Genomic DNA, 19,989 nt, shown 5'->3' on the forward strand with positions numbered 1-19,989 from the left:
CAAGGTGTGCTCAACAGGATACCCTAATACAAAGAACCCTTAATTTAAAGATAAAAATGTTAATTAATTTAAAAATTGTCTAAAATGTACCCTTTGCCATTAAAAAATCACATTTATGTTAAATGAAGCACTCTCAAAAATGCCAGAAGTCTTTGAGGCCAAAATATTATTGCGTGGCCAAGAGTATTTTGAAAAGGGGCATGTGCTCAACATTCGTTTTAGTGATGGTCTACTCAAAGGGCGGGTGAAAGGCAGTTCAAGTCAGATTTATGATGTACATATGGACTTGAAGGCTTGGCCAAAAAAATTGGCGCATTGTACTTGCACTTTTCAATATAACTGCAAGCATGCTGCTGCGTGTTTGTTTGCCCTACGGGATCGAGAAAAGGAAAGCTTACTCTCTTTGCCTGCCAATAAATTAGATAAAAAGCTCGATAGTTGGTTGAAGAATTTACGTGCTCAAGAAGCAGCAGTAGTGAAAACGACTGAAGTCACCCATCATTTAGTCTATCTCCTAGAACTAAGGCTTGATGGGCATGAACACCGGGTCGCGATTAAGTTGGCTTTAGCCAAGTTATTAAAGCGCGGTGGTTATGGAAAAATGATCACTTTTAATAGCCTTTCTGATTCTAAAAAACAGCATTTTGTTGGTGATGATAATGATCTGGTCGCGCTGCTGTTGTTTAAATGCGGTGTTTCAGGCTGGTTTGATACATTAATCATACGCAATAGCGAATTGTTAGAACGAACCATTGCAACTGGCAGGGCTTTTTTTATACAAAATCAGCATGAGCCAATTCACCTAGGTGAGTCCATCCAAGGTACCTGTGAATGGGTGTTATCTCATAATGGCAGTCAGAACTTATTGTTAATGCATGAAGGGAATGCGCTTGACCCTATGCTGTTGGATGATAGTTGGTATTTTAATTACGCAGAAAGCAAAATCGGACGTTTAATCACCTCATATCCAATAAAGCAACTGGGTTATTTATTGCAAGCACCTCCAATCCCAATGGGACAGGCTAAATTATTAGCAGATAAAATGGCTAAAACATGTCCTGAATTTCCGGTGCCCCGAGTTTTTGAACAACGAGAAATTCGCAACGTAATGCCAATACCTGTACTCATTCTGGATGCCGTGAGTGAATTTGACGAAGAATCTTCTTGGCTTTATGACACCGAAGAAGAACTGCATGTTTTGTTTATTGCGCGTATTATTTTTGATTATGCGGGGTTAATGATTGCAGGCTCTGATGAAAGTGAAACGGTCGTTTCTCAGCAAGATGGGGTTTTAATTGAATATGTGCGGCATAAAGATTTTGAAAAATCCAAATGGGATGAAGTACAGGAAATCCTGGGGTTAAGAGTACCTCGGGCATGGGAACATGAACAATGGGAAAAAATAAAACAAGCCGATTTTGTTTTGGAAAATATTCATGTCGTCGCAGATTTAGAATTTCTTCATAGTCAATTAATACCCGAGTTAGAAAGTCGAGGGTGGCGAGTTGAGCGTATTAGTTCGTTATATCAAGAAGTGATTAGTGCTGACGAAGTAGAATGGTATTCGGATCTCTCAGAGAGTACGACGGATTTTTTCTCATATCAATTAGGGATTTTGGTTGAGGGTAAACCGGTCAGTATCGTTCCTTTGGTAGCAGATTTAATTCAGCGTTATCGAGGTAACGACTTGGATAATCTGCCTGATTCACAATTAGTCAAATTGCCCTTGCAGGATGGACGTGCTTTGCAGTTAGAAATGGGACGAATTAAACCATTAGTTCGATTGTTGCTGCAATTTGGCATACGTCATATTGATGAAAATCAACAGGTGCAAATCAACAAATATCAAATTATTTTGATGCGCGAAGCAGAATTGGCAATTGCGGCAACCAAAACGCGTTGGCAAGGCGCTGAAACGTTAAGAGAACAAATAAGAAAGCTTTCGCAATTAACCCTTATTCCTGAAATACAACTGCCAACTGGCTTACAAACTCAGTTGAGGGATTATCAACGTCATGGTTTAAATTGGCTGCAATTTTTAAGAGTATCTCATTTTAGTGGTATTCTGGCTGATGATATGGGATTAGGTAAAACAGTACAGACTTTAGCTCATTTGCAATATGAAAAAGAACAAGGACGTATTAAAACAGCAAGTTTAATCGTTGCACCAACCAGCCTTGTAGGAAATTGGCACGCCGAAGCAAAACGGTTTACCCCTAACTTAAACGTTTTAATTTATCATGGTTCTGAGCGCCATCAGGATAATTTTGATGACTATGACATCGTTGTTTCTACTTATGGATTAATTCACCGTGATAAGGATAAGTTTATTACTTATCCTTTTTATTATTTGATTTTGGATGAAGCGCAATTCATTAAAAATGCGCGCACTAAGACGACGCAAATCATTCAGCAAGTACATGCAACGCATCGTTTATGTCTGACAGGTACGCCTTTGGAAAATCACTTAGGTGAGTTGTGGTCTTTATTTCATTTCTTGATGCCTGGGTTATTAGGCGATGCAAAACAATTCCGACTATGGTTTAGAACTCCCATCGAAAAATACGCAGATTTGACCCGAAGGGACATCTTAATTAAAAGAGTGCAGCCTTTTATATTAAGAAGGACAAAAAATCAGGTGGTTCGTGAATTACCACCCAAAACAGAAATGACACGAACCATAGAAATTATTGGTCCACAACGTGATCTGTACGAAGCGATTCGCATGAGTATGGAGAAAAAGGTTCGGGATGCAATTGCAAAGCAGGGATTGGGTAAAAGTCATATACTTCTTCTGGACGCGCTACTGAAGCTACGGCAAGTGTGTTGCGATCCCAGGCTTTTGTCCTTGTCTGAAGCCTCGATTGCCCATGGGACCTCTGCAAAGCTCGAGGCGTTGATGGAGTTATTGGATAATTTGGTGGGCGAGGGTAGGCGGGTTTTGGTTTTTTCACAATTTACTTCCATGTTGCAATTAATTGAAGAGGAGCTGCGTGCGAGAAATTATGATTATTTAAAGCTTACCGGGCAAACAGTCCATCGACAAGCAATGGTAGAAAAATTCCAGGAAGGAAAAACTCCAGTTTTTCTTATTAGTTTGAAAGCGGGAGGCACCGGACTTAACTTAACACGTGCTGATACAGTAATTCATTATGATCCCTGGTGGAATCCCGCCGTTGAAGATCAAGCAACCGATCGGAGTCATCGAATAGGTCAGGAAAACCCTGTTTTTGTCTATAAGCTTATTACCTTGGGTACGGTAGAGGAAGCTATTTTAGGGATGCAAGAGAAAAAAAGACAATTAGTTGAAGGCGTTTTATCGGCTGATCCTGCCAAAGCGATGACCTTGAGTGAAGAAGATATAGAACACCTATTTATGCCATTGAGTTAATAACTCCTGTCAATCACGTAGCGAGTGCACGCTATGCTGGAGCACAGGGGTTTGATTGAAAATCCCCGCTATACTCGGGATGAGGGTAAAAAGATCCTGAGTTACGGTTTGTCAAAACCCAGGATCCAAATCACAAAAGTATTCAGACACCGATTTTCTTTTTTAAAATTTATTGCATTAAAAACTGGCATAGTTTTCATTCATGGCATAAGCTATTAAATGATTGTAAACATGGAGAAAATTATGAACTTATGGAAGCTCGCTTGTGGTTTTTTTGTTGCTGTTATTTATTTGCCTGCAGCACTAGCCGCATCCCAAGCACCAGTAGGTAATTGGGTCACAATTGATGATAAAACAGGTAAAAAAAGAGCACTTGTCACCATTAGTGAATCTGGTGGAGAGCTGAGTGCAGTCATCGATAAGGTATTCCCACAACCTGGTGATACTGGAATTTGTGAGAAATGTCCAGGTGGTTTTAAAGGCAAGAAAATCCAAGGATTGCAATTTATGTGGGGTTTAAAGAGCGAAGGTCAGAATGAATGGGGCGGTGGCTCTATTTTAGATCCCAAGTCAGGTAAGATCTATCGTGCAAAACTTACAGTCCAAGGAAATAAACTCCTAGTCAGAGGATATGTAGGTATTTCTTTATTAGGTCGTACTCAAGTTTGGCAAAAACAATAACAGCCTCAAATACATCCCGAACAGTTTGTTCGGGATGTTATCTTGCAAAGTAGGGATAATTCGCTACTTCAAAGAGTCAAGAATAATGACTATTTGTCAAAAGCACATTACAATAGCTTGTTCTAAACAGTCATTGTGTCATTACTATGTTTGATCTGCAAAATTCCAAAAAGTCAGTTGATCCTTTGAAACGTCCACCTCATTCGGTCGAGGCGGAACAATCCATTATTGGTGGATTAATGTTGGACAATCAGGTTTGGGACAAAGTCAGCAATAAGTTATGCGAAGCAGATTTTTACCGCACTGAGCATCGAATTTTATTTCGAGCAATTTCTTCTTTGGTAAAGAAAGATCAGCCCTTTGATGTCGTGACGTTGCTTGATGCATTAAAGTCTCATAATGAGTTGGATGATGCGGGTGGTGAGGCCTATTTGTTTGAACTGGCTAATAATACTCCCAGTGTTGCTAACGTGTCTGCGTATGCGGATATTGTTCGTGAAAAATCAGTACAGAGGCAGCTCATTAATGTCGCTACTGAAATCGCGGATTCAGCATATAATCCCGGGGGGAGACAAGTTCCAGAGCTATTGGACATGGCCGAAACCAAAGTTTTTGCTATAGGGGAGCAAACAGGTGGTGATGGTGGGCCTGAAAATATAAAATCAATCTTGGTTCGTGCCGTAGAAAAAATTGATGCCCTCTATCATAATGGCGATGCAATTACAGGGCTTGCTACGGGCTTGTCCGATTTGGATGAAATGACATCCGGATTACAGCCTGCCGATTTAGTGATCGTTGCAGGTCGTCCTTCCATGGGTAAAACAACATTAGTTATGAATATGGCAGAGCATGCTGCAATAAAATCTGGAAAACCCGTTCTCGTTTTTTCTATGGAAATGCCCGCGGATTCTTTGGCAATGAGGATGATGTCTTCTTTAGGACGTATTGATCAGCATAAGATTAGAACAGGTAAACTGGATGATGACGATTGGCCTCGTGTCACTTCTGCAGTGCATATGCTTTCAGAGGCTCCTTTATTTATTGATGATACCCCCGCTTTAAGTCCAGGTGAAATGCGTGCGCGAGCCAGAAGATTAGCAAAAGATCAAGGGAGCAATTTGGGCCTAATTGTGGTGGATTATTTGCAATTAATGAAAGTGCCAGGATTTGGTGCCGATAATCGAACTGCAGAGATCTCTGAAATTTCACGCAGTCTTAAGTCGCTTGCAAAAGAGCTACAAGTACCGGTCATTGCCTTATCCCAGTTGAACCGTAGCTTGGAGCAACGTTCGGATAAACGGCCAGTCATGTCTGATTTACGTGAATCGGGTGCTATTGAGCAAGATGCTGATTTAATTTGTTTTATTTATAGGGATGAAGTTTATAATGAAGATAGTCCTGATAAAGGTACAGCAGAAATTATAGTTGCCAAGCAAAGAAATGGCCCTATTGGTAAAGTACGTGTCGCCTTCATAGGTAAATACACTCGTTTTGAAGATTTAGCATATAATGGTTATCAAGGGGTAGACTAAAGTGTCCAGACCTACCAGATTGGTGATAGAGTCCAATGCTTTACACCATAATTTAGCACGAATAAGACGTTTGGCTCCTGGCAAAAAAATAATTGCGATGGTCAAGGCCAATGCCTATGGCTGCGGTGTGCATGTTGTAGCACCCATATTGGAAGGACACGTAGATGCTTTTGGGGTGGCATGTATTGAGGAAGCTATGGTTCTGCGCAAAATAGGAATTCGTACTCATTGCATTCTGTTCCAGGGAATCTTTAGTCCTGATGAATTTAGGGCGGTAGCACAACACCAATTTGGTTGCGTCATTCATCAGCCTCATCAAATTCAGTGGCTTTTAAATACGCCACTCGATACGCCTGTTAAATTATGGATCAAAGTAAATACGGGTATGCATCGTTTGGGTTTTAAAGTCCATGAGTTGCAAGGAGTGATGGATGCATTGAAAGCTTGCCCATGGGTGGATCACGATATTGGTTTGATGACTCACTTAGCCTGTGCGGATGAGCCAGAACGTATAGAAAATTTTCAACAAATTGCTTTATTTGAGAGTATTTCTGTTGCTGGATTTAGCCAACGCAGTATCGCGAATTCAGCCGCAATTATTTCTTTTCCTCAGACTCACGCTGATGTGGTCAGACCGGGTATTATGCTTTATGGCGTATCTCCATTTGCTAATCAGACCGCGCTTGATCTGGGATTACTTCCTGTAATGCGTTTTGTTTCTGCAATCAGTGCAGTTCATCATAATCCGCCATTAGCGCAGGTGGGTTATGGTGGTATTTGGAAAAGTGAAAAAGCTTCAATCATTGGTATTGTTGCTGCGGGTTATGGCGATGGCTATCCACGACATATCGCAGCGAATACTCCTGTTTGGGTTCAGGGTAAAGAAGTTCCTATTGTAGGGCGCGTCTCAATGGATATGCTTGCTGTGGATTTAACGAACCATCCAGAAGTGAAACCTGGAGCACCTGTTGAGCTTTGGGGTAAGCATGTTTTAGTTGAGCGAATCGCACAAGCAGCAGGGACCTCAGGTTATGAATTGTTATGTCAGATTTCTGAGCGAGTACGTCACGTTTAGGTAACCTGATGCATCGTGTGGCTAATGCAGTGCAGCGATTTTGCGATTAAGTGAACCAAAGTCCCTTCTCCCCACAGGGGGTGAAGGTGTCCGATAGGGCGGATGAGGGTGTTGAAATATTGCTAATGAACCCTCACCCCGGCCCCTCTCCCACAAGTGGGAGAGAGGATTTTTTTAATGAAACAGCAGAGTTAGTCTTCGGGATTCCGGTTATAGAGCATAGATTTTCTAGAGGTATGGATAATAACTGAACGTGATGCTAGAATTGGAACCGATTTTCTAATCCTTTTAATTGGGTGATATGTGATGAAAAAAATAGCTATTGCATCATTGTCTTTGTTGTTGGTTGGATGTGCACCAATGAATAATCAAGACGTAGGTACTCTCTCTGGTGGGGTTATTGGCGGATTAATTGGAAGCCAATTTGGTGGTGGCCCAGCAGCTAAATTGGCTGCAACAGCAGGTGGTGCTATTGCTGGAGCTTACATCGGTGGTCAAATTGGAAAGACTATGGATAAAGTGGATAGAATGGAAATGCAACGTGCCTTAGAAACGGCACCAACTGGTAAGGCTGTAACCTGGTCAAACCCAGATACTGGAAATAGATATACCGTTCAGCCCACTCGTACGTATTATCGTGAACATTTACCTTGTCGTGAGTATTACACTAAGGCAATTATTGATGGAAGACCACAAACATTACGTGGTAGTGCATGTCGCCAGCCAGATGGTACTTGGCATGTTGTAAACTAAAATCAATTCAAACTAGGTCATGTAGCCTGGGTAAAGCCCAGGCTACCATATTAAGTCTTATTTCACTTCTTTAGCCTTTTTGTCACAACATACACATTTGCAACAATTAAATAAATTGTACAACCAGGCAATAATTAAACCCATGATGAAGGCATCAATAAAACCTATAACACCTCCCATGATACTTCCTTTAATTGAGGGAGCATATCCGGGATATAAAGAACCTACAGCGACCACAAAAGCATGCCCATACGTATAATAATATGCAAGCAAGCCCATCAACAAAATAGACACACCCCATAGAACTCCAAATGCAAGACCTAGAGCCAAAGGGTTTAATTTGCAACCGTTCATATCCGTTTCTCCTTGATACTGTCCTATAAATCGTTGCCTGGGCGCAGCGAAGCGAAACCCAGGAATTCATTTACCCGGGTTTCGCTGCGCTGCCCCCGGGTTACAAAACTGTAAAAAGTGGAATGAATTCAATAGATTCTAAAAAAAGTATAGCCTACTGTACTGAATTAACTAACAATTTTTCACAAATAGAAAAATATAAAGCTTCTAATTGATGTAAATCACTTAAGGAAACACATTCATTCACTTGATGAATGGTGGCATTAACTGGTCCTAGTTCTACTACTTCAACACCATAGGGGGCAATGAAACGACCATCAGATGTCCCTCCACTTGTGGAAAGTTCTGGTGAGTTATTTGTAAGCTCGACAATGGCCTCTTTACAGCAGTCCAGTAGTGCCCCTTGAGCGGTTAAGAAAGGCTCGCCACTGAGACGCCATTCAATAGTGGGGTTCAGATCGTGTTCTTGAAAAGTCGTTGCAACTTTCTCTTTTAACATGCTATGGGTTTGCTCGGTTGAATATCTAAAATTCAGGTGTAAAACCAGTTCTCCAGGAATTATATTGGGAGCCTGACCTCCTGATTGAAGATGAGTAATTTGCATGGATGTAGGTGGAAAATGAAGGTTACCCTGATCCCAGAGTGTTGTAGTCAGTTTCGCTAATACGGGACTAATTTTATGTATTGGATTATCTGCCAAGTGCGGGTAGGCAACATGACCTTGTTTTCCATGTAGGGCAATTTTTGCACTTAAGGAACCACGTCTGCCAATTTTAAGCACATCACCTACTTTATGTGTACTTGAAGGTTCACCTACAATGCAATAATCAATATGAATATCTTGATCTTTTAGACGCTGCATGACATAAGGCGTACCCATATCATAATCATTACCTTCCTCACCGCTGGTAATGAGAAACCCCAATCTTCCTCTAAATTTAGGATATGTTTTAACAAATCGTTGAGCCATAAGCAGCATGCAGGCAAGGCTTCCCTTCATATCTGCAACACCACGACCAAAAAGCAACCCATTTTTATTTTCTACTACAAAAGGATTGGATAACCATTTTGTCACTTCACCAACAGGAACTACATCAGTATGGCCTGCAAAAACCAGGAGAGGGCCTGATTCACCATACAACGCAAAGAAATTCGAAACAGGGCCTTTATTCATACGCTGGCAAGTAAATCCAATGTGTTCTAAAAATTGGATCATAAACTCCTGACAGCCTGCATCTTCTGGTGTAATCGATGGAAAGCTAACAAGTTTGGCTAAAATTTCTTGTAAGTCCTCGAAAAAATGAGGTGTTACTGATTCAGTCATTTTATCCTGCTCTCAATAATTCATTAATGCTTACTTTTGCTCTTGTCTTTTCATCTACTTGTTTCACAATGACCGCACAATACAAGCTGTAGCTTTTATCTTCACTGGGTAAACTTCCTGCAACGACAACGGAACCAGCGGGAATACGACCATAAGTAATTTCTCCAGTAAGGCGATTATATATTTTAGTGCTTTGCCCTAAATATACTCCCATGGATAAGACTGAATTTCGTTCGACAATCACTCCTTCGACTACTTCTGAACGAGCACCAATAAAGCAGTTGTCTTCAATTATTGTTGGATTAGCCTGCAATGGCTCCAGAACGCCGCCAATACCTACTCCACCTGATAAATGGACGTTTTTACCAATTTGCGCACAAGAACCTACAGTTGCCCATGTATCAACCATGACTCCTTCATCAATATATGCACCCACATTGACATAAGATGGCATTAAAACACAGTTTTTCGCAATGTATGCCCCTTTACGCACCATGGCGTGAGGTACTACGCGAACTCCAGTTTGTTTAAATTGTGCTTCTGTATAGTTATTGTATTTGAGGGGAACTTTGTCATAAAACTGACAAAAACCTGAATCAATCACTTGATTTGGATAAAGTTTAAAAGATAAAAGTACTGCTTTTTTTATCCATTGGTGTACTACCCATTGCTCATTTATTTTTTCTGCAACACGGTATTGGCCACTATCGAGGCAAGAAAGTACTTCATTCACTGCAGTAATGAGTTCTTCAGAGGCTGTATCAATGGATAGCGTTTGACGTTGCTCAAAAGCATGTTCAATTATAGATTGTAAGGTTTGCATCTATTTTTCCCATATCATATTGTAGCCTGGGTGCTGCGCAGCGGAACCCGAGGAGTTATTTAAGTAGTCAAACCCAGGTTTCGCTGCGCTGCACCCAGGCTACACAATTTTATAAAGGTTAATATGCAAGTGCATATTCCAAATCAGCTTGTAAATCTTCTACGTGCTCTATGCCTACTGAGAGCCGAATAAAGCCATCTTCTATTCCTAAGGCTTTACGTTTTTCTGGAGGTATAGAGGCATGGGTCATAATTGCTGGATGCTCAATTAAGCTTTCTACGCCGCCAAGACTCTCAGCTAATGTAAACAATTCGCAGCGAGCAAGAAATCTTTTGGCGGCATCAATGCCCCCATCAATTACCATGGAAATCATCCCACCGAATCCATGCATTTGTTCTTTAGCTAAATCATGTTGGGGATGACTTTTAAGGCCTGGATAGATTACTTTTTTTACTTTGGATTGACTATTCAGCCAGTTTGCCAGATGGTTCGCATTCTCACAATGTCGTTCCATACGTAACGACAGGGTTTTTAAGCTTCTTAAAACCAGAAAACTGTCAAAAGGACCTGCAACACCACCACAAGAATTTTGTAGAAAAGCAATTTTGTCACCTAAATTAGGATTATCACCAACAACCACAACCCCACTGACTACATCCGAATGACCATTAAGGTATTTGGTTGCAGAATGAAGTACTATATCAAATCCTAGCTCGATAGGTCTTTGAATCCAAGGTGTTGCAAAAGTATTGTCTGCGACAGCTATAAGATTATGACGTTTTGCTATTTCAGCTATTTCGCGTAAGTTGGCCAGTTTTAACATAGGATTTGAGGGTGTTTCTACCCAGAGCATGCGCGTTTTGGGAGTAATTGCAGCTTCTATATTCTGAACATGAGACATGTCCACAAAAGAAAAGGATAATCCTGATGTGCGGGTTTTAACCTTGTCAAATAATCGAAAAGTGCCTCCATAAAGATCATCCATGGCGACAACATGATCGCCTGCATCTAATAAGTCAACAATGGTGTTAATGGCAGCCATTCCAGAGGCAAAAGCAAAACCACGTTGACCTGATTCCAAACTGGCAATGCATCCTTCATAGGCGTCACGAGTAGGGTTATGTGTTCGTGAGTACTCATAGCCCAAATGTTCACCTGGAGCAATTTGTTTGTAGGTTGATGTTGCATAGATAGGCGTCATAACCGCCCCAGTACTCGGGCAAGGTTTTTGACCTGCATGGATGGCTCGAGTTTCAAAGTGATTCTTTTTCATTGGACTATCCTTAAGGGCTATAAATTTTTTATGTCGAATCCTCTGAGGCCTTTTTCCAATCTTTACTGCAGCTGTCGCACTTAACTCCCCTGAGCGAGTTTGGAAAGAGGTCTATTTATGAAAGAGTGATCTTTTCAGAGTGGTTTATGTAGGATATTCTAGAGGGGGTTCTATAGATAGGCAAGTTCTACTTTGCGAGGTTGTAGCCAGAGTGATTGCTATTAAGTTTAAGGTTTTTAATCCTTACCCGATGCCCCTGATCGAGTCACACGGGACATTGGAGGAGACTTTTCCTCTAGGTAATGGCAGTGGTAGCCAGAGTGTGGTGTAAGTTTAGGCTTCAGGAGCGTTTTGATAATGAAATTTGATCTTCATGCTTTATTTTCAGCAAAATACGCACAATGGATCATTATTGCTTTTATTTCACTTTTTTCCATACTGATATTAGCCGAATACACTCAATTGATATTTTCTCCCATAAAAATACAAGAAGCTCCTGATGTTACTAAAGAAATGCCGATGATACCCCAGCAGAATTCCTTCGATGCAATTTTACATTCCTCATTATTTGGTGTGTATGTTTCTAATAATTTATCCAGTATTAAAAAATCCATGCTGAATGTTACTTTGGTAGGAATTTTATTTGCAAATAAGCTCAATAACTCCCAAGTAATTATTCGTTCTGCAACCGGAGAGGAAAAAACGTACAAATTAGGTGATTCTATCCCCGGAGGTGCAGTGATCAAGCGAATTATGGCCTCTGGGATTTTGGTTGAACGTAATGGTACGTTAGAGAGTTTAAGTTTACCCAAAAATGAATTAATCTTTGAACCAGTGGCTAAGCCTTTACAAGGGGAATAGAAATTTTATGAGACGTTTATTTAATTTATTAATCGTTGTAATTTTTATTTCTAATATTGTAGCCTGTGCTACTCCAAGTGCAAACAATTTACGTGAAGGGATTGATAGTTTCAGAGTCGAAAATTACCGCAAGGCTTTTATCCGCCTAAAACCAATAGCTGAGAAAGGTCAACCTGATGCTCAATATGCTGTAGGTTATATGTATTATTATGGTAAAGGAGTAGTTGAAGACCGCAAGAAAGCTTGGTTTTGGATTAATGCCGCCGCAAATTTGGGACAACCTGATGCCAAAGAGGCCGTTCGCATATTGGCTAGCGGGGGGGCATTAAGTTAAAATTTCCCACCTGCCTTGCAGATAAGGGAAATTTTCGCTTGATGGAGTAGGAAAAGCCGTTTTGTTAACTGCTGATTTAGCGTCTTCAAAAATCACAAATTTGTGGCTTCTCATGGGGGAGCGCAGGTTTTTCTACGGCTGCTGCATACGAATTGAAAAAAGATAATGTATTCGTGGGTAAATCGATTAGTTGTTTATTGCTTAACTTTAATTGTTCCAGAACATTAGGATTTAATGGAGTACCTTGACGATAAAGCCTGTGAATCGATTTCATGAAATTGTACCGATATTGGGGTTGATAGATGTCAATAATTTCTTTTTGTAATTCCTGTAAATAACTCTGTGCATTGGCAGTATATTGACGGCCTTTTAATAAAAAACACTGTTCCAATACCCAACTTATCGAAGCAAAGAATTCAACTCGATTTCTAATCATGGGCGAACCGCAAGGCACGTCGGCAACCAAAATATTAATTAATCCAAGCGAAATAATTTGTTCATCAAACGACAGCAAAACAGACTTTCTGGCATTTTCAAGGAAAATGTCTAATATTTCTTCTGTCTTATAACAACTTGCCAAAAAAAGTTGCGATGTTTGGATTAAGCAATCAATGGTATCTGAGGCATCAACACTAATTCGTGTTTGCATTATTTCATCAGAGTCTACAAAGTCACTTATAATCGATCGAGTAGTACAAAAATGTCCGAAACTGTCTCTTTGCTCAATAAATTTTAGAGTTGATTCTTCAAGTTGTTTTGATTTTTCTGGATCAAAACTTACAAAATACAGTTCATCTGGATTAGAAAGCATATAAGGATGGCTAATAACTCCTGCCTCTATCAGCTTGGCTTGAATCAATATATTTCTTAAAAGTGCTCCATTAGCAAAATGCTGCCGTTTTATTTCTTCTAATATGTGACAACAGGTATTGCTGATATAAGCTCCGATTCGCAGATCGACATGATTATTAAAATCATTCTGGGCATTTTGCTGTAATTCTTGAAGTACTTCTTGTGCATAGCTCCCTTTAGAACATAAACCATACACTTTTCCGCATTGAGGTTGATCTGTATGGAGGAGTCCAAATTTTTGAATGCTTTCATGGATGATTAACGAGAGTTTCCCCTCTTTAACAAGCGATTGAACTTCGGGATTTAAACGTAAATTTTTATACAATGTTGAGGTCGCGTCGATGATAACAGTAACAGGTTTTGTTCGTTTTTTACTGATTACTTCTTGGTTAATTAACCGGTTAATATCTACTCCTGGAATAAGACCATTCTCCGTGACAGTTGGTCCAGTGCACACTATAAAAACATCGGCATCGGACTTTTGAGTTCCTTTGGTAATGAACTCAAATTCATAATAATTGGCGCCATAAATTTTAATTTTAGGTTTTTTGTTTTGCTCTGTTTTCATTTTTTGGGCCAGATGCATGGCAATGACATATGCATTAGTTCCTGACATGGCCAGTGAGGCGAAAAAAGCAGTATGTGTTAATTGTTCCTTTTTTAGATCCAATGTCTGTAACAGTACTTTTTCTGTTTCTTGCATAAATCGAGAAAAGTCATTTTCTAAATCAAGCGTGTCTTTTGGCTCTAATAAACAAAGACTGATTTCGTGGATAATTGTATAAAGACAAAATGCGAATTGAGGATAATTATTATCATAAAAAAAACAACTTACTTGCAGCATTATTGCGATGCGTTGTATGGCCTTTTGATTTAACTCAGGAAGATCTATTAAAAGATTCCTTAGCCCCGCCGCCAATTTATTCGTTGAATATTTTCTACTTTCAGCAATTAAAAGAAGTTTATTAAATAGTTTGCTTTTTAATAAAGCTTCTTTCGTTGTGGGCAGATTATTGAGAGCAGGGAGTTGTTCAGGTCCAATTAGAGGAAATGGTGGTACCTTCACATTAATCGCAATTTCCCAAGGACTTGCAACCAGACCACAAATACTCAAAATTCCTTTTATTTCATCCGCTCTGTAATAGCTATGAGGTATGGCAATTAATGCAATGGAGTGGTTCGTATCTTTAATCACTTGGGGGTGTGGTTTTGTTTTTTGCGTCGGTTGGGGAAAATAACGGCTGATAATGTCTTCAACTGGGGTATTATCGAGCAAAGTTACAGGAACATAATCATGAGTGGAGCGTGATGGTTCATCAATATTGAAGGAATCGATTAAGCTGTTCAACAAAGTTCCAGACAAATCATCATCTCGATGATATCGTGCATCTGAATAGATATAAGGATTTTTGATTTGATTTTTTGAGGTTGGTCTTATTTCAGCTATATGTCTTCCAAATAGAATGTGCGCAGGGATTCTTTGTACTTCCATTCGATCCATCATTGATAAATAAGAATTATAAGGATTATTTCTTATTTTTTGTTTCATTTTATAGGCACGATAACTGCGCTGGATTATTGTTGCAGCTCTATTGGCTTTGAATTTTTGTTGTGCATCAGAAAGTTCTTCTTCGATTCTTATGGATGCTTTTTCTTTCGCTGGTGAACTCTTTAAAGAAACTCCTTTTTCTTTGACATATTGAACCAAAGGAGTTAAAGACGAACTGGATTGAATAAATTCTTTCATACAAGGAGCATCCAACGAAAAGCCCCTATTATATCCATTATGAGCTTTGAATAAACATGTTGTAGTGCGAAGACAATATTTTGCTGGTAGGTTGTGCTAATCCTAAAGAGTCAATTCGTTCTTTTTCAAACCATTGACCTTGTTGTTCAGCCAATTTGTTACCCAGGATTTTGGTTTTTATGCTGAGGGCATTGATTTCCAAATGAAAATGACTAAATCGGTGTTTAAAAGTAATGAGAGGTTGTGGTGTCTCTCCTGATAAGTCATAGTTGAGACGAATGAAATCAAGAGGGCAATCCTCTTCATCCAAACTGGGTAAACACCATAATCCTCCCCATAATCCGGTAGGAGGTCTTTTTTCCAAATAAATATGCCCTTGCTCATTATACAAAACCAGAAATTGTTGGCATTGAATGGGTATGGGTTTTTTTATTTTTTTCGTGGGATATAAGTGCTGTTCCTTAAATTTAAAGGCGAGGCAACTATTTTGTAACGGACAATGAGTGCAATTTGGATTTTTAGAGGTACAACATAATGCACCTAAATCCATAATAGCTTGAGTGTAATTGGCACAGTTTTCATTGGGCATGCATGAGTTCGCTAAATCCCACAGCGTTTTTTTTACTTGAGCTTGTTCTGGGTAACCTTTGATCATGAAAAAACGAGTTAAAACTCGTTTTACATTGCCATCAAGAATAGCAACGGGTTGATTAAAAGCTTGTGATAAGATGGCTGCTGCAGTAGATGGACCGATTCCAGGGAGTTCTTTTAATAACTGATAATCATCAGGAACAACGCCATCATATTGATCCATCATTATTTTTGCCGTCTGATGAAGATTTCTGGCGCGACTGTAATAACCAAGTCCTGACCATAAAGAAAGTACTTCATCTTCATTTGCTCGAGCCAAATCACTCAGGTTTGGAAATCGTTGCATAAAACGTTCGAAATAAGGAATAACTGTCTGTACTTGAGTTTGCTGCAGCATAATTTCAGAAATCCAAACTCTGTAGGGCGTACGGGGGAGTTGCCAAGGCAGATTTTGACGCCCATTAACCGCAAACCACTGCAATAAGGGTTGACTAAATTGTTTGTATAAATTTTGCTTATCCACGCTGTGATTCTTTGATACTTTATTGTTGGCGTACTGTAAAAAAAGTAATGGCCGAGGTCAATGAGCGAAGTTAATAATTCATGACCCTAATTTATAATAAAAAAATTAAAATCGATTCGCTAAGTGTCGATATATAGTCTATCGTTAATAGGGGGCCTGTTGTACTCAGGATGAGTAAAAATCAAGCTGAATCATTTGCTAAAGATTGTCGCGAATGCACTTAATGCATTGACGATGGGAGTTTTTTAAAGATTTTTCAGGAAAGGTCAAAATACTAGAGTAAAAGTCTTAAAAAGCTTACAAACTGAATCATTATAGTGAGCGCAGTAAATCTGTTGGTGAGGGATTTAGGGAAATCAAGGAGAGAGATATGCGCCATAGCCAACACGAAATAGCAGTATTAAAACCTACGGCTGTTTTTTTATCATTTCTTACCTCACAATTGCCTGAGACTAAATTACCGGATCTTCGATTATTGCAAATTGATAATACAGCTTATGTCCTGCAAAAACAAAATTCAGATGATGCAACTTTAAATGAAATAGAAAAATATTTTTCAAAAATGTTTCGCCATGAAATTGCTCGCTGGTTAGGGGACAAAGCACGTCATGCTATAGAAACCAATTTTCTTGATTTTCTTTGTTGTTTTAAATTTGAATTACATAATCATATTCTGTTAATGGAACCCTCCATAGAAAAAAGTCATCAATTACTGCTCATTAAACCTCGTATGGCCTTACTTAATTGGATTAAAGAAAGCTTAGAGGGCCAGGATGATTTGGTCGATGTGATTGAAAAAGTTGAATTATCTCATCTAGAAGAAAATGCCACAGCCCTGGTTAAGAATTTTTCTAACTTGACTGAAATAAAACCTTTTATCAAAGAAAATTACATTTCAATTTTTTCAGCCGCTATGAGTCGAATGTCGAGTCAACCTGAGCAATGGCCATCAATCGACTCTTTTCAAGACTTTAGTCACTATTTTGCTATTGAAATACATACTCAATTGATTCATTTGTCTTAATTCAAGGAGTTTGACTATGGAGCCGGTCAGTATAGCGCTTATCTGTGCAGCAGTATTAGGAACTGTTGTGGTTTTGGCTGCATTTATCCGACAAATCTTGTTAAGCCGAGACAAACAATTAAATGATGACGCACAAATAAGAGCATTGTCTCAAGAGGTCAAAGAGCTGGAGCAGATGCGGGAGCAAATGCAAAATGAGAAACGTTTTGACTCTCACTACCAAGTTCTTGGAGTAAATAAAGAAGCGATTAGGTACATTGATACGCAAATCGATGAGATTTTACGTAAAAAAACCGAGTTGATTGAACGGTACGCCCAGACTATTGTGAAAGAGTCTGGCTCAATAGTCAGTGGAGAAATCTCCCCCGATCGTAAAGGCGCTTGTGATCGATTAAGAGAGGAAATCGATCATAAAATCGCTTTTTATGAAAGCGAGCTCAAGCAATTACAAGAAAGAAGAGCATCTTTATGGGACGCTCATACTGATTTTCAAAGATATCTCCTGAATCAGGAAAAGACACGTAATGCCAGTTTGGATAACGTTTACAAACAGCATTCTGCTTTATTAGAAAAAGTCTATCTGCGTCATATTGATGATTCTGAAATTGTAGCAGTCAAAAGCATGGAGGCATCAACCATGACGTTTAAAGATATGTTTATGATCCCTATACAATTTCTGATGCAATATTTTGGGGTATCAGTAACACCTGGAATTTCACTAGTTCAAACACGAGTAGAACATATTGCACGTGCTGAGGTCGATAAAACCCAACGTGACATCAATGATTCAGCGCCTGAGAAAAAAGAAAATGTAACGCCTAAAGAGGATAAACAACAGAAACAGAGTGCCATCCACCAAAATCAACCACCAGAGACCGTCCAGGATGAGGAAGAAGAAAAGGATTCAGCAAAAGCTCGATCAATGACATTTGCATGAAAATTATTCTCCTAAGTCATTTAGTGACATTTTTGTTGGTATATATTACAATTCACTTGCATTGAGGAGAATGCAAGATTTGGAGTTAATTGGTGGAGATATATTGAATGGCAAGATATCGTTTTTTATGGTTTAGTACTTTTATGCTATGTTCTCTTCTGGCTTTGCCAGGACATAGTGCTGATGTGAACTCTCTTCTTCCTGATGAACAAAACACAGTCAAAGTTTTTCATGAAGCGTCACCTAAGGTGGTTTATGTTCACAGATTAGCAACCGTTACAAATAGAGCCGCTGCACGTAAAATGGAAGTACCAGATGGGGCTGGATCAGGGATAGTCTGGAATAATAATGGGTACATAGTGACTAATTATCACGTGATCAAAGGAGCTGACAAGCTGGCTATTTCCTTGGGCAAATTGACGGTTCCCGCGAAGGTAGTTGGATCAGAGCCTCGTAAGGATATTGCAGTACTCAAGATCGAATCACCACAGGCTTTGGCTTTACTCAAAGAGTTTAAGCCATTTGAAGTCGTACGTCTTAATGATCTCATGGTCGGACAAAAAGCGATTGCAATCGGCAATCCTTTTGGCCTTGATCACAGTCTGTCTAAAGGAGTGATTTCTGCTTTGGGTAGAAAAGTTCCCGGGATTGGCGGAGTAACAATTCGCAATATGATCCAAACAGACACACCAATCAATCCAGGTAACTCAGGTGGTCCATTATTGAATAGTGCTGGGCAGTTAATTGGGATGAATACAATGATCTTTTCTCATTCGGGCACGTCTGCTGGAATTGGTTTTGCTGTACCTGCTGAGGATATTGATCGAATTGTAACTCAAATTATTAAAAATGGTCGAGTAGTGTTGTCTGGTATCGGCATTCAAAGTGTTCCGCCCAGTATTGCCCGTCAATTAGGTATACGTAAAGGAATATTAATCGCTGACATTATACCGAATACTCCCGCAGCTAAAGCACATTTACGCGCGACTCACAGAGATGCTTGGGGTCGTATTGTATTAGGTGATATTATTGTTGCACTTAATGGGCACGCAGTGCCTAACTACGATGTTTTGTATAATATGCTTACTGAAATAAAAGTAGGAGAGCAAGTAACCGTTACCATCCAACGTGGTAACAAGCAAATGGATGTAAAAATGAGAACCATAGATATTGCTGGTGTTTAAGATTTAACAGAAAATCTTCTCTACTAATCTGCTGATGGCCTGGGTTGTACCTTCACTAATCCAGGCTATAAGCTTTTATAAGAATTTAAATTTAAAGATCGCAAATGGGGTTTGTTTAAAATTCTACTGTCTTGGCTAAGATACTAGAATTTATCTGCTGAGGAGAATAAGGATGTTACTTAATAAAGAGGATTCACTCTTACTGTTAGTTGATGTACAAGAAAAATTAACACCAGCTGTATTAAATAATGAAGTATTTATCGCGCGATGTGAATGGCTTTTAAAGTTGGCTCAACGCCTGAGTGTTCCAATTTTAGTAAGCGAACAATATCCACAAGGTCTTGGTTCCACTTTAAAACAATTTCAAAAGTATTTTGATCCGCAAGAGTGTGTTGATAAAGTATCTTTTTCCTGTATGGGTGAACCCACCTATGTTGAACGACTGAAGCAGTTGCATAAAAAACAATTAATCCTTATTGGTATTGAGACTCACGTTTGTGTGTTACAAACTGCATTGGAAATGCGAGAAGCAGGCTTTGACGTTTTTGTTGTTGTTGATGCTGTGAGCTGTCGTGGTGAGCAAAATATGAAATACGGATTGAAACGAATGAAACATGAAGGGGTACATTTAATTACCTCCGAAATGGTATTTTTTGAATGGTTAAAAAAGGCCGGTACTCCTGAGTTCAAACAACTGAGTAAGGAATTTTTTTAGTAATAACCCGGGTAT

The 19,989-nt window shown here is 39.4% G+C and carries 17 protein-coding genes; 11 read left to right on the top strand and 6 right to left on the bottom strand.

Annotation, left to right across the window (positions count from 1 at the left end):
- Nucleotides 1-115: 115 nt before the first annotated feature.
- From EL022_RS07785 to EL022_RS07805, 5 genes are all read left to right on the top strand, one after another.
- Complete coding sequence (locus EL022_RS07785; RefSeq protein WP_028382230.1) at nucleotides 116-3,391, top strand: DEAD/DEAH box helicase; 3,276 nt, start codon at nucleotides 116-118, stop codon at nucleotides 3,389-3,391.
- Between the two features lie 243 nt (nucleotides 3,392-3,634).
- Nucleotides 3,635-4,072, top strand: a complete 438-nt coding sequence (locus EL022_RS07790) for a DUF2147 domain-containing protein (protein ID WP_028382229.1) — start codon at nucleotides 3,635-3,637, stop codon at nucleotides 4,070-4,072.
- A 146-nt stretch (nucleotides 4,073-4,218) separates the two neighbouring features.
- Entirely contained in the window at nucleotides 4,219-5,604 is a 1,386-nt protein-coding gene (dnaB, locus tag EL022_RS07795; RefSeq protein WP_028382228.1) for a replicative DNA helicase, read from the top strand.
- Nucleotide 5,605: 1 nt separating this feature from the next.
- Complete coding sequence (gene alr / locus EL022_RS07800; RefSeq protein ID WP_028382227.1) at nucleotides 5,606-6,679, top strand: alanine racemase; 1,074 nt, start codon at nucleotides 5,606-5,608, stop codon at nucleotides 6,677-6,679.
- A 306-nt stretch (nucleotides 6,680-6,985) separates the two neighbouring features.
- A complete protein-coding gene (locus EL022_RS07805; protein WP_028382226.1) occupies nucleotides 6,986-7,432 on the top strand; it encodes an RT0821/Lpp0805 family surface protein in 447 nt (148 codons plus the stop codon).
- A 57-nt stretch (nucleotides 7,433-7,489) separates the two neighbouring features.
- On the opposite strand, the gene EL022_RS07810 is transcribed toward EL022_RS07805, so the two are convergent.
- The 4 genes from EL022_RS07810 to EL022_RS07825 all read right to left on the bottom strand — a co-directional run bounded on the left by EL022_RS07810 (nucleotide 7,490) and on the right by EL022_RS07825 (nucleotide 11,206).
- Entirely contained in the window at nucleotides 7,490-7,786 is a 297-nt protein-coding gene (locus EL022_RS07810; protein ID WP_028382225.1) for a bacteriophage holin, read from the bottom strand.
- A 154-nt stretch (nucleotides 7,787-7,940) separates the two neighbouring features.
- Complete coding sequence (dapE, locus tag EL022_RS07815; protein WP_051544506.1) at nucleotides 7,941-9,110, bottom strand: succinyl-diaminopimelate desuccinylase; 1,170 nt, start codon at nucleotides 9,108-9,110, stop codon at nucleotides 7,941-7,943.
- 1 nt (nucleotide 9,111) lies between these two features.
- Complete coding sequence (gene dapD / locus EL022_RS07820; protein ID WP_028382223.1) at nucleotides 9,112-9,933, bottom strand: 2,3,4,5-tetrahydropyridine-2,6-dicarboxylate N-succinyltransferase; 822 nt, start codon at nucleotides 9,931-9,933, stop codon at nucleotides 9,112-9,114.
- Between the two features lie 118 nt (nucleotides 9,934-10,051).
- Nucleotides 10,052-11,206, bottom strand: coding sequence for a trans-sulfuration enzyme family protein (locus EL022_RS07825; protein ID WP_028382222.1), 1,155 nt, complete (start codon nucleotides 11,204-11,206; stop codon nucleotides 10,052-10,054).
- Between the two features lie 357 nt (nucleotides 11,207-11,563).
- Between EL022_RS07825 and EL022_RS07830 the strand changes: the two genes are divergently transcribed.
- Nucleotides 11,564-12,067 (top strand): type II secretion system protein N, encoded by a 504-nt coding sequence (locus tag EL022_RS07830; RefSeq protein WP_028382221.1) that lies wholly within the window; start codon nucleotides 11,564-11,566, stop codon nucleotides 12,065-12,067.
- A gap of 7 nt (nucleotides 12,068-12,074) precedes the next feature.
- Nucleotides 12,075-12,401: a tetratricopeptide repeat protein gene (locus tag EL022_RS07835; RefSeq protein ID WP_028382220.1), complete on the top strand. Its 327-nt coding sequence runs from the start codon at nucleotides 12,075-12,077 to the stop codon at nucleotides 12,399-12,401.
- Nucleotides 12,402-12,486: 85 nt separating this feature from the next.
- Here the strand turns inward: EL022_RS07835 and EL022_RS07840 are convergent, their stop codons facing one another.
- A complete protein-coding gene (locus EL022_RS07840) occupies nucleotides 12,487-15,000 on the bottom strand; it encodes a hypothetical protein (RefSeq protein WP_051544505.1) in 2,514 nt (837 codons plus the stop codon).
- 37 nt (nucleotides 15,001-15,037) lie between these two features.
- The gene (gene mutY / locus EL022_RS07845) at nucleotides 15,038-16,114 is read right to left on the bottom strand and encodes an A/G-specific adenine glycosylase (protein WP_028382219.1); all 1,077 of its coding nucleotides are present in this window, start codon (nucleotides 16,112-16,114) and stop codon (nucleotides 15,038-15,040) included.
- Nucleotides 16,115-16,484: 370 nt separating this feature from the next.
- On the opposite strand from mutY, the gene EL022_RS07850 reads away from it, so the two are divergent.
- The 4 genes from EL022_RS07850 to EL022_RS07865 all read left to right on the top strand — a co-directional run bounded on the left by EL022_RS07850 (nucleotide 16,485) and on the right by EL022_RS07865 (nucleotide 19,974).
- Nucleotides 16,485-17,138, top strand: a complete 654-nt coding sequence (locus EL022_RS07850; RefSeq protein ID WP_028382218.1) for a hypothetical protein — start codon at nucleotides 16,485-16,487, stop codon at nucleotides 17,136-17,138.
- 16 nt (nucleotides 17,139-17,154) lie between these two features.
- Nucleotides 17,155-18,075, top strand: coding sequence for a hypothetical protein (locus EL022_RS07855; protein ID WP_028382217.1), 921 nt, complete (start codon nucleotides 17,155-17,157; stop codon nucleotides 18,073-18,075).
- A gap of 107 nt (nucleotides 18,076-18,182) precedes the next feature.
- Nucleotides 18,183-19,259: a S1C family serine protease gene (locus EL022_RS07860; RefSeq protein ID WP_028382216.1), complete on the top strand. Its 1,077-nt coding sequence runs from the start codon at nucleotides 18,183-18,185 to the stop codon at nucleotides 19,257-19,259.
- A gap of 172 nt (nucleotides 19,260-19,431) precedes the next feature.
- Nucleotides 19,432-19,974: an isochorismatase family protein gene (locus tag EL022_RS07865; RefSeq protein ID WP_028382215.1), complete on the top strand. Its 543-nt coding sequence runs from the start codon at nucleotides 19,432-19,434 to the stop codon at nucleotides 19,972-19,974.
- The last annotated feature ends 15 nt before the right edge of the window (nucleotides 19,975-19,989 follow it).

It is taken from the genome of Legionella cherrii, from assembly GCF_900635815.1.
Taxonomy (GTDB): Bacteria; Pseudomonadota; Gammaproteobacteria; order Legionellales; family Legionellaceae; genus Legionella; species Legionella cherrii.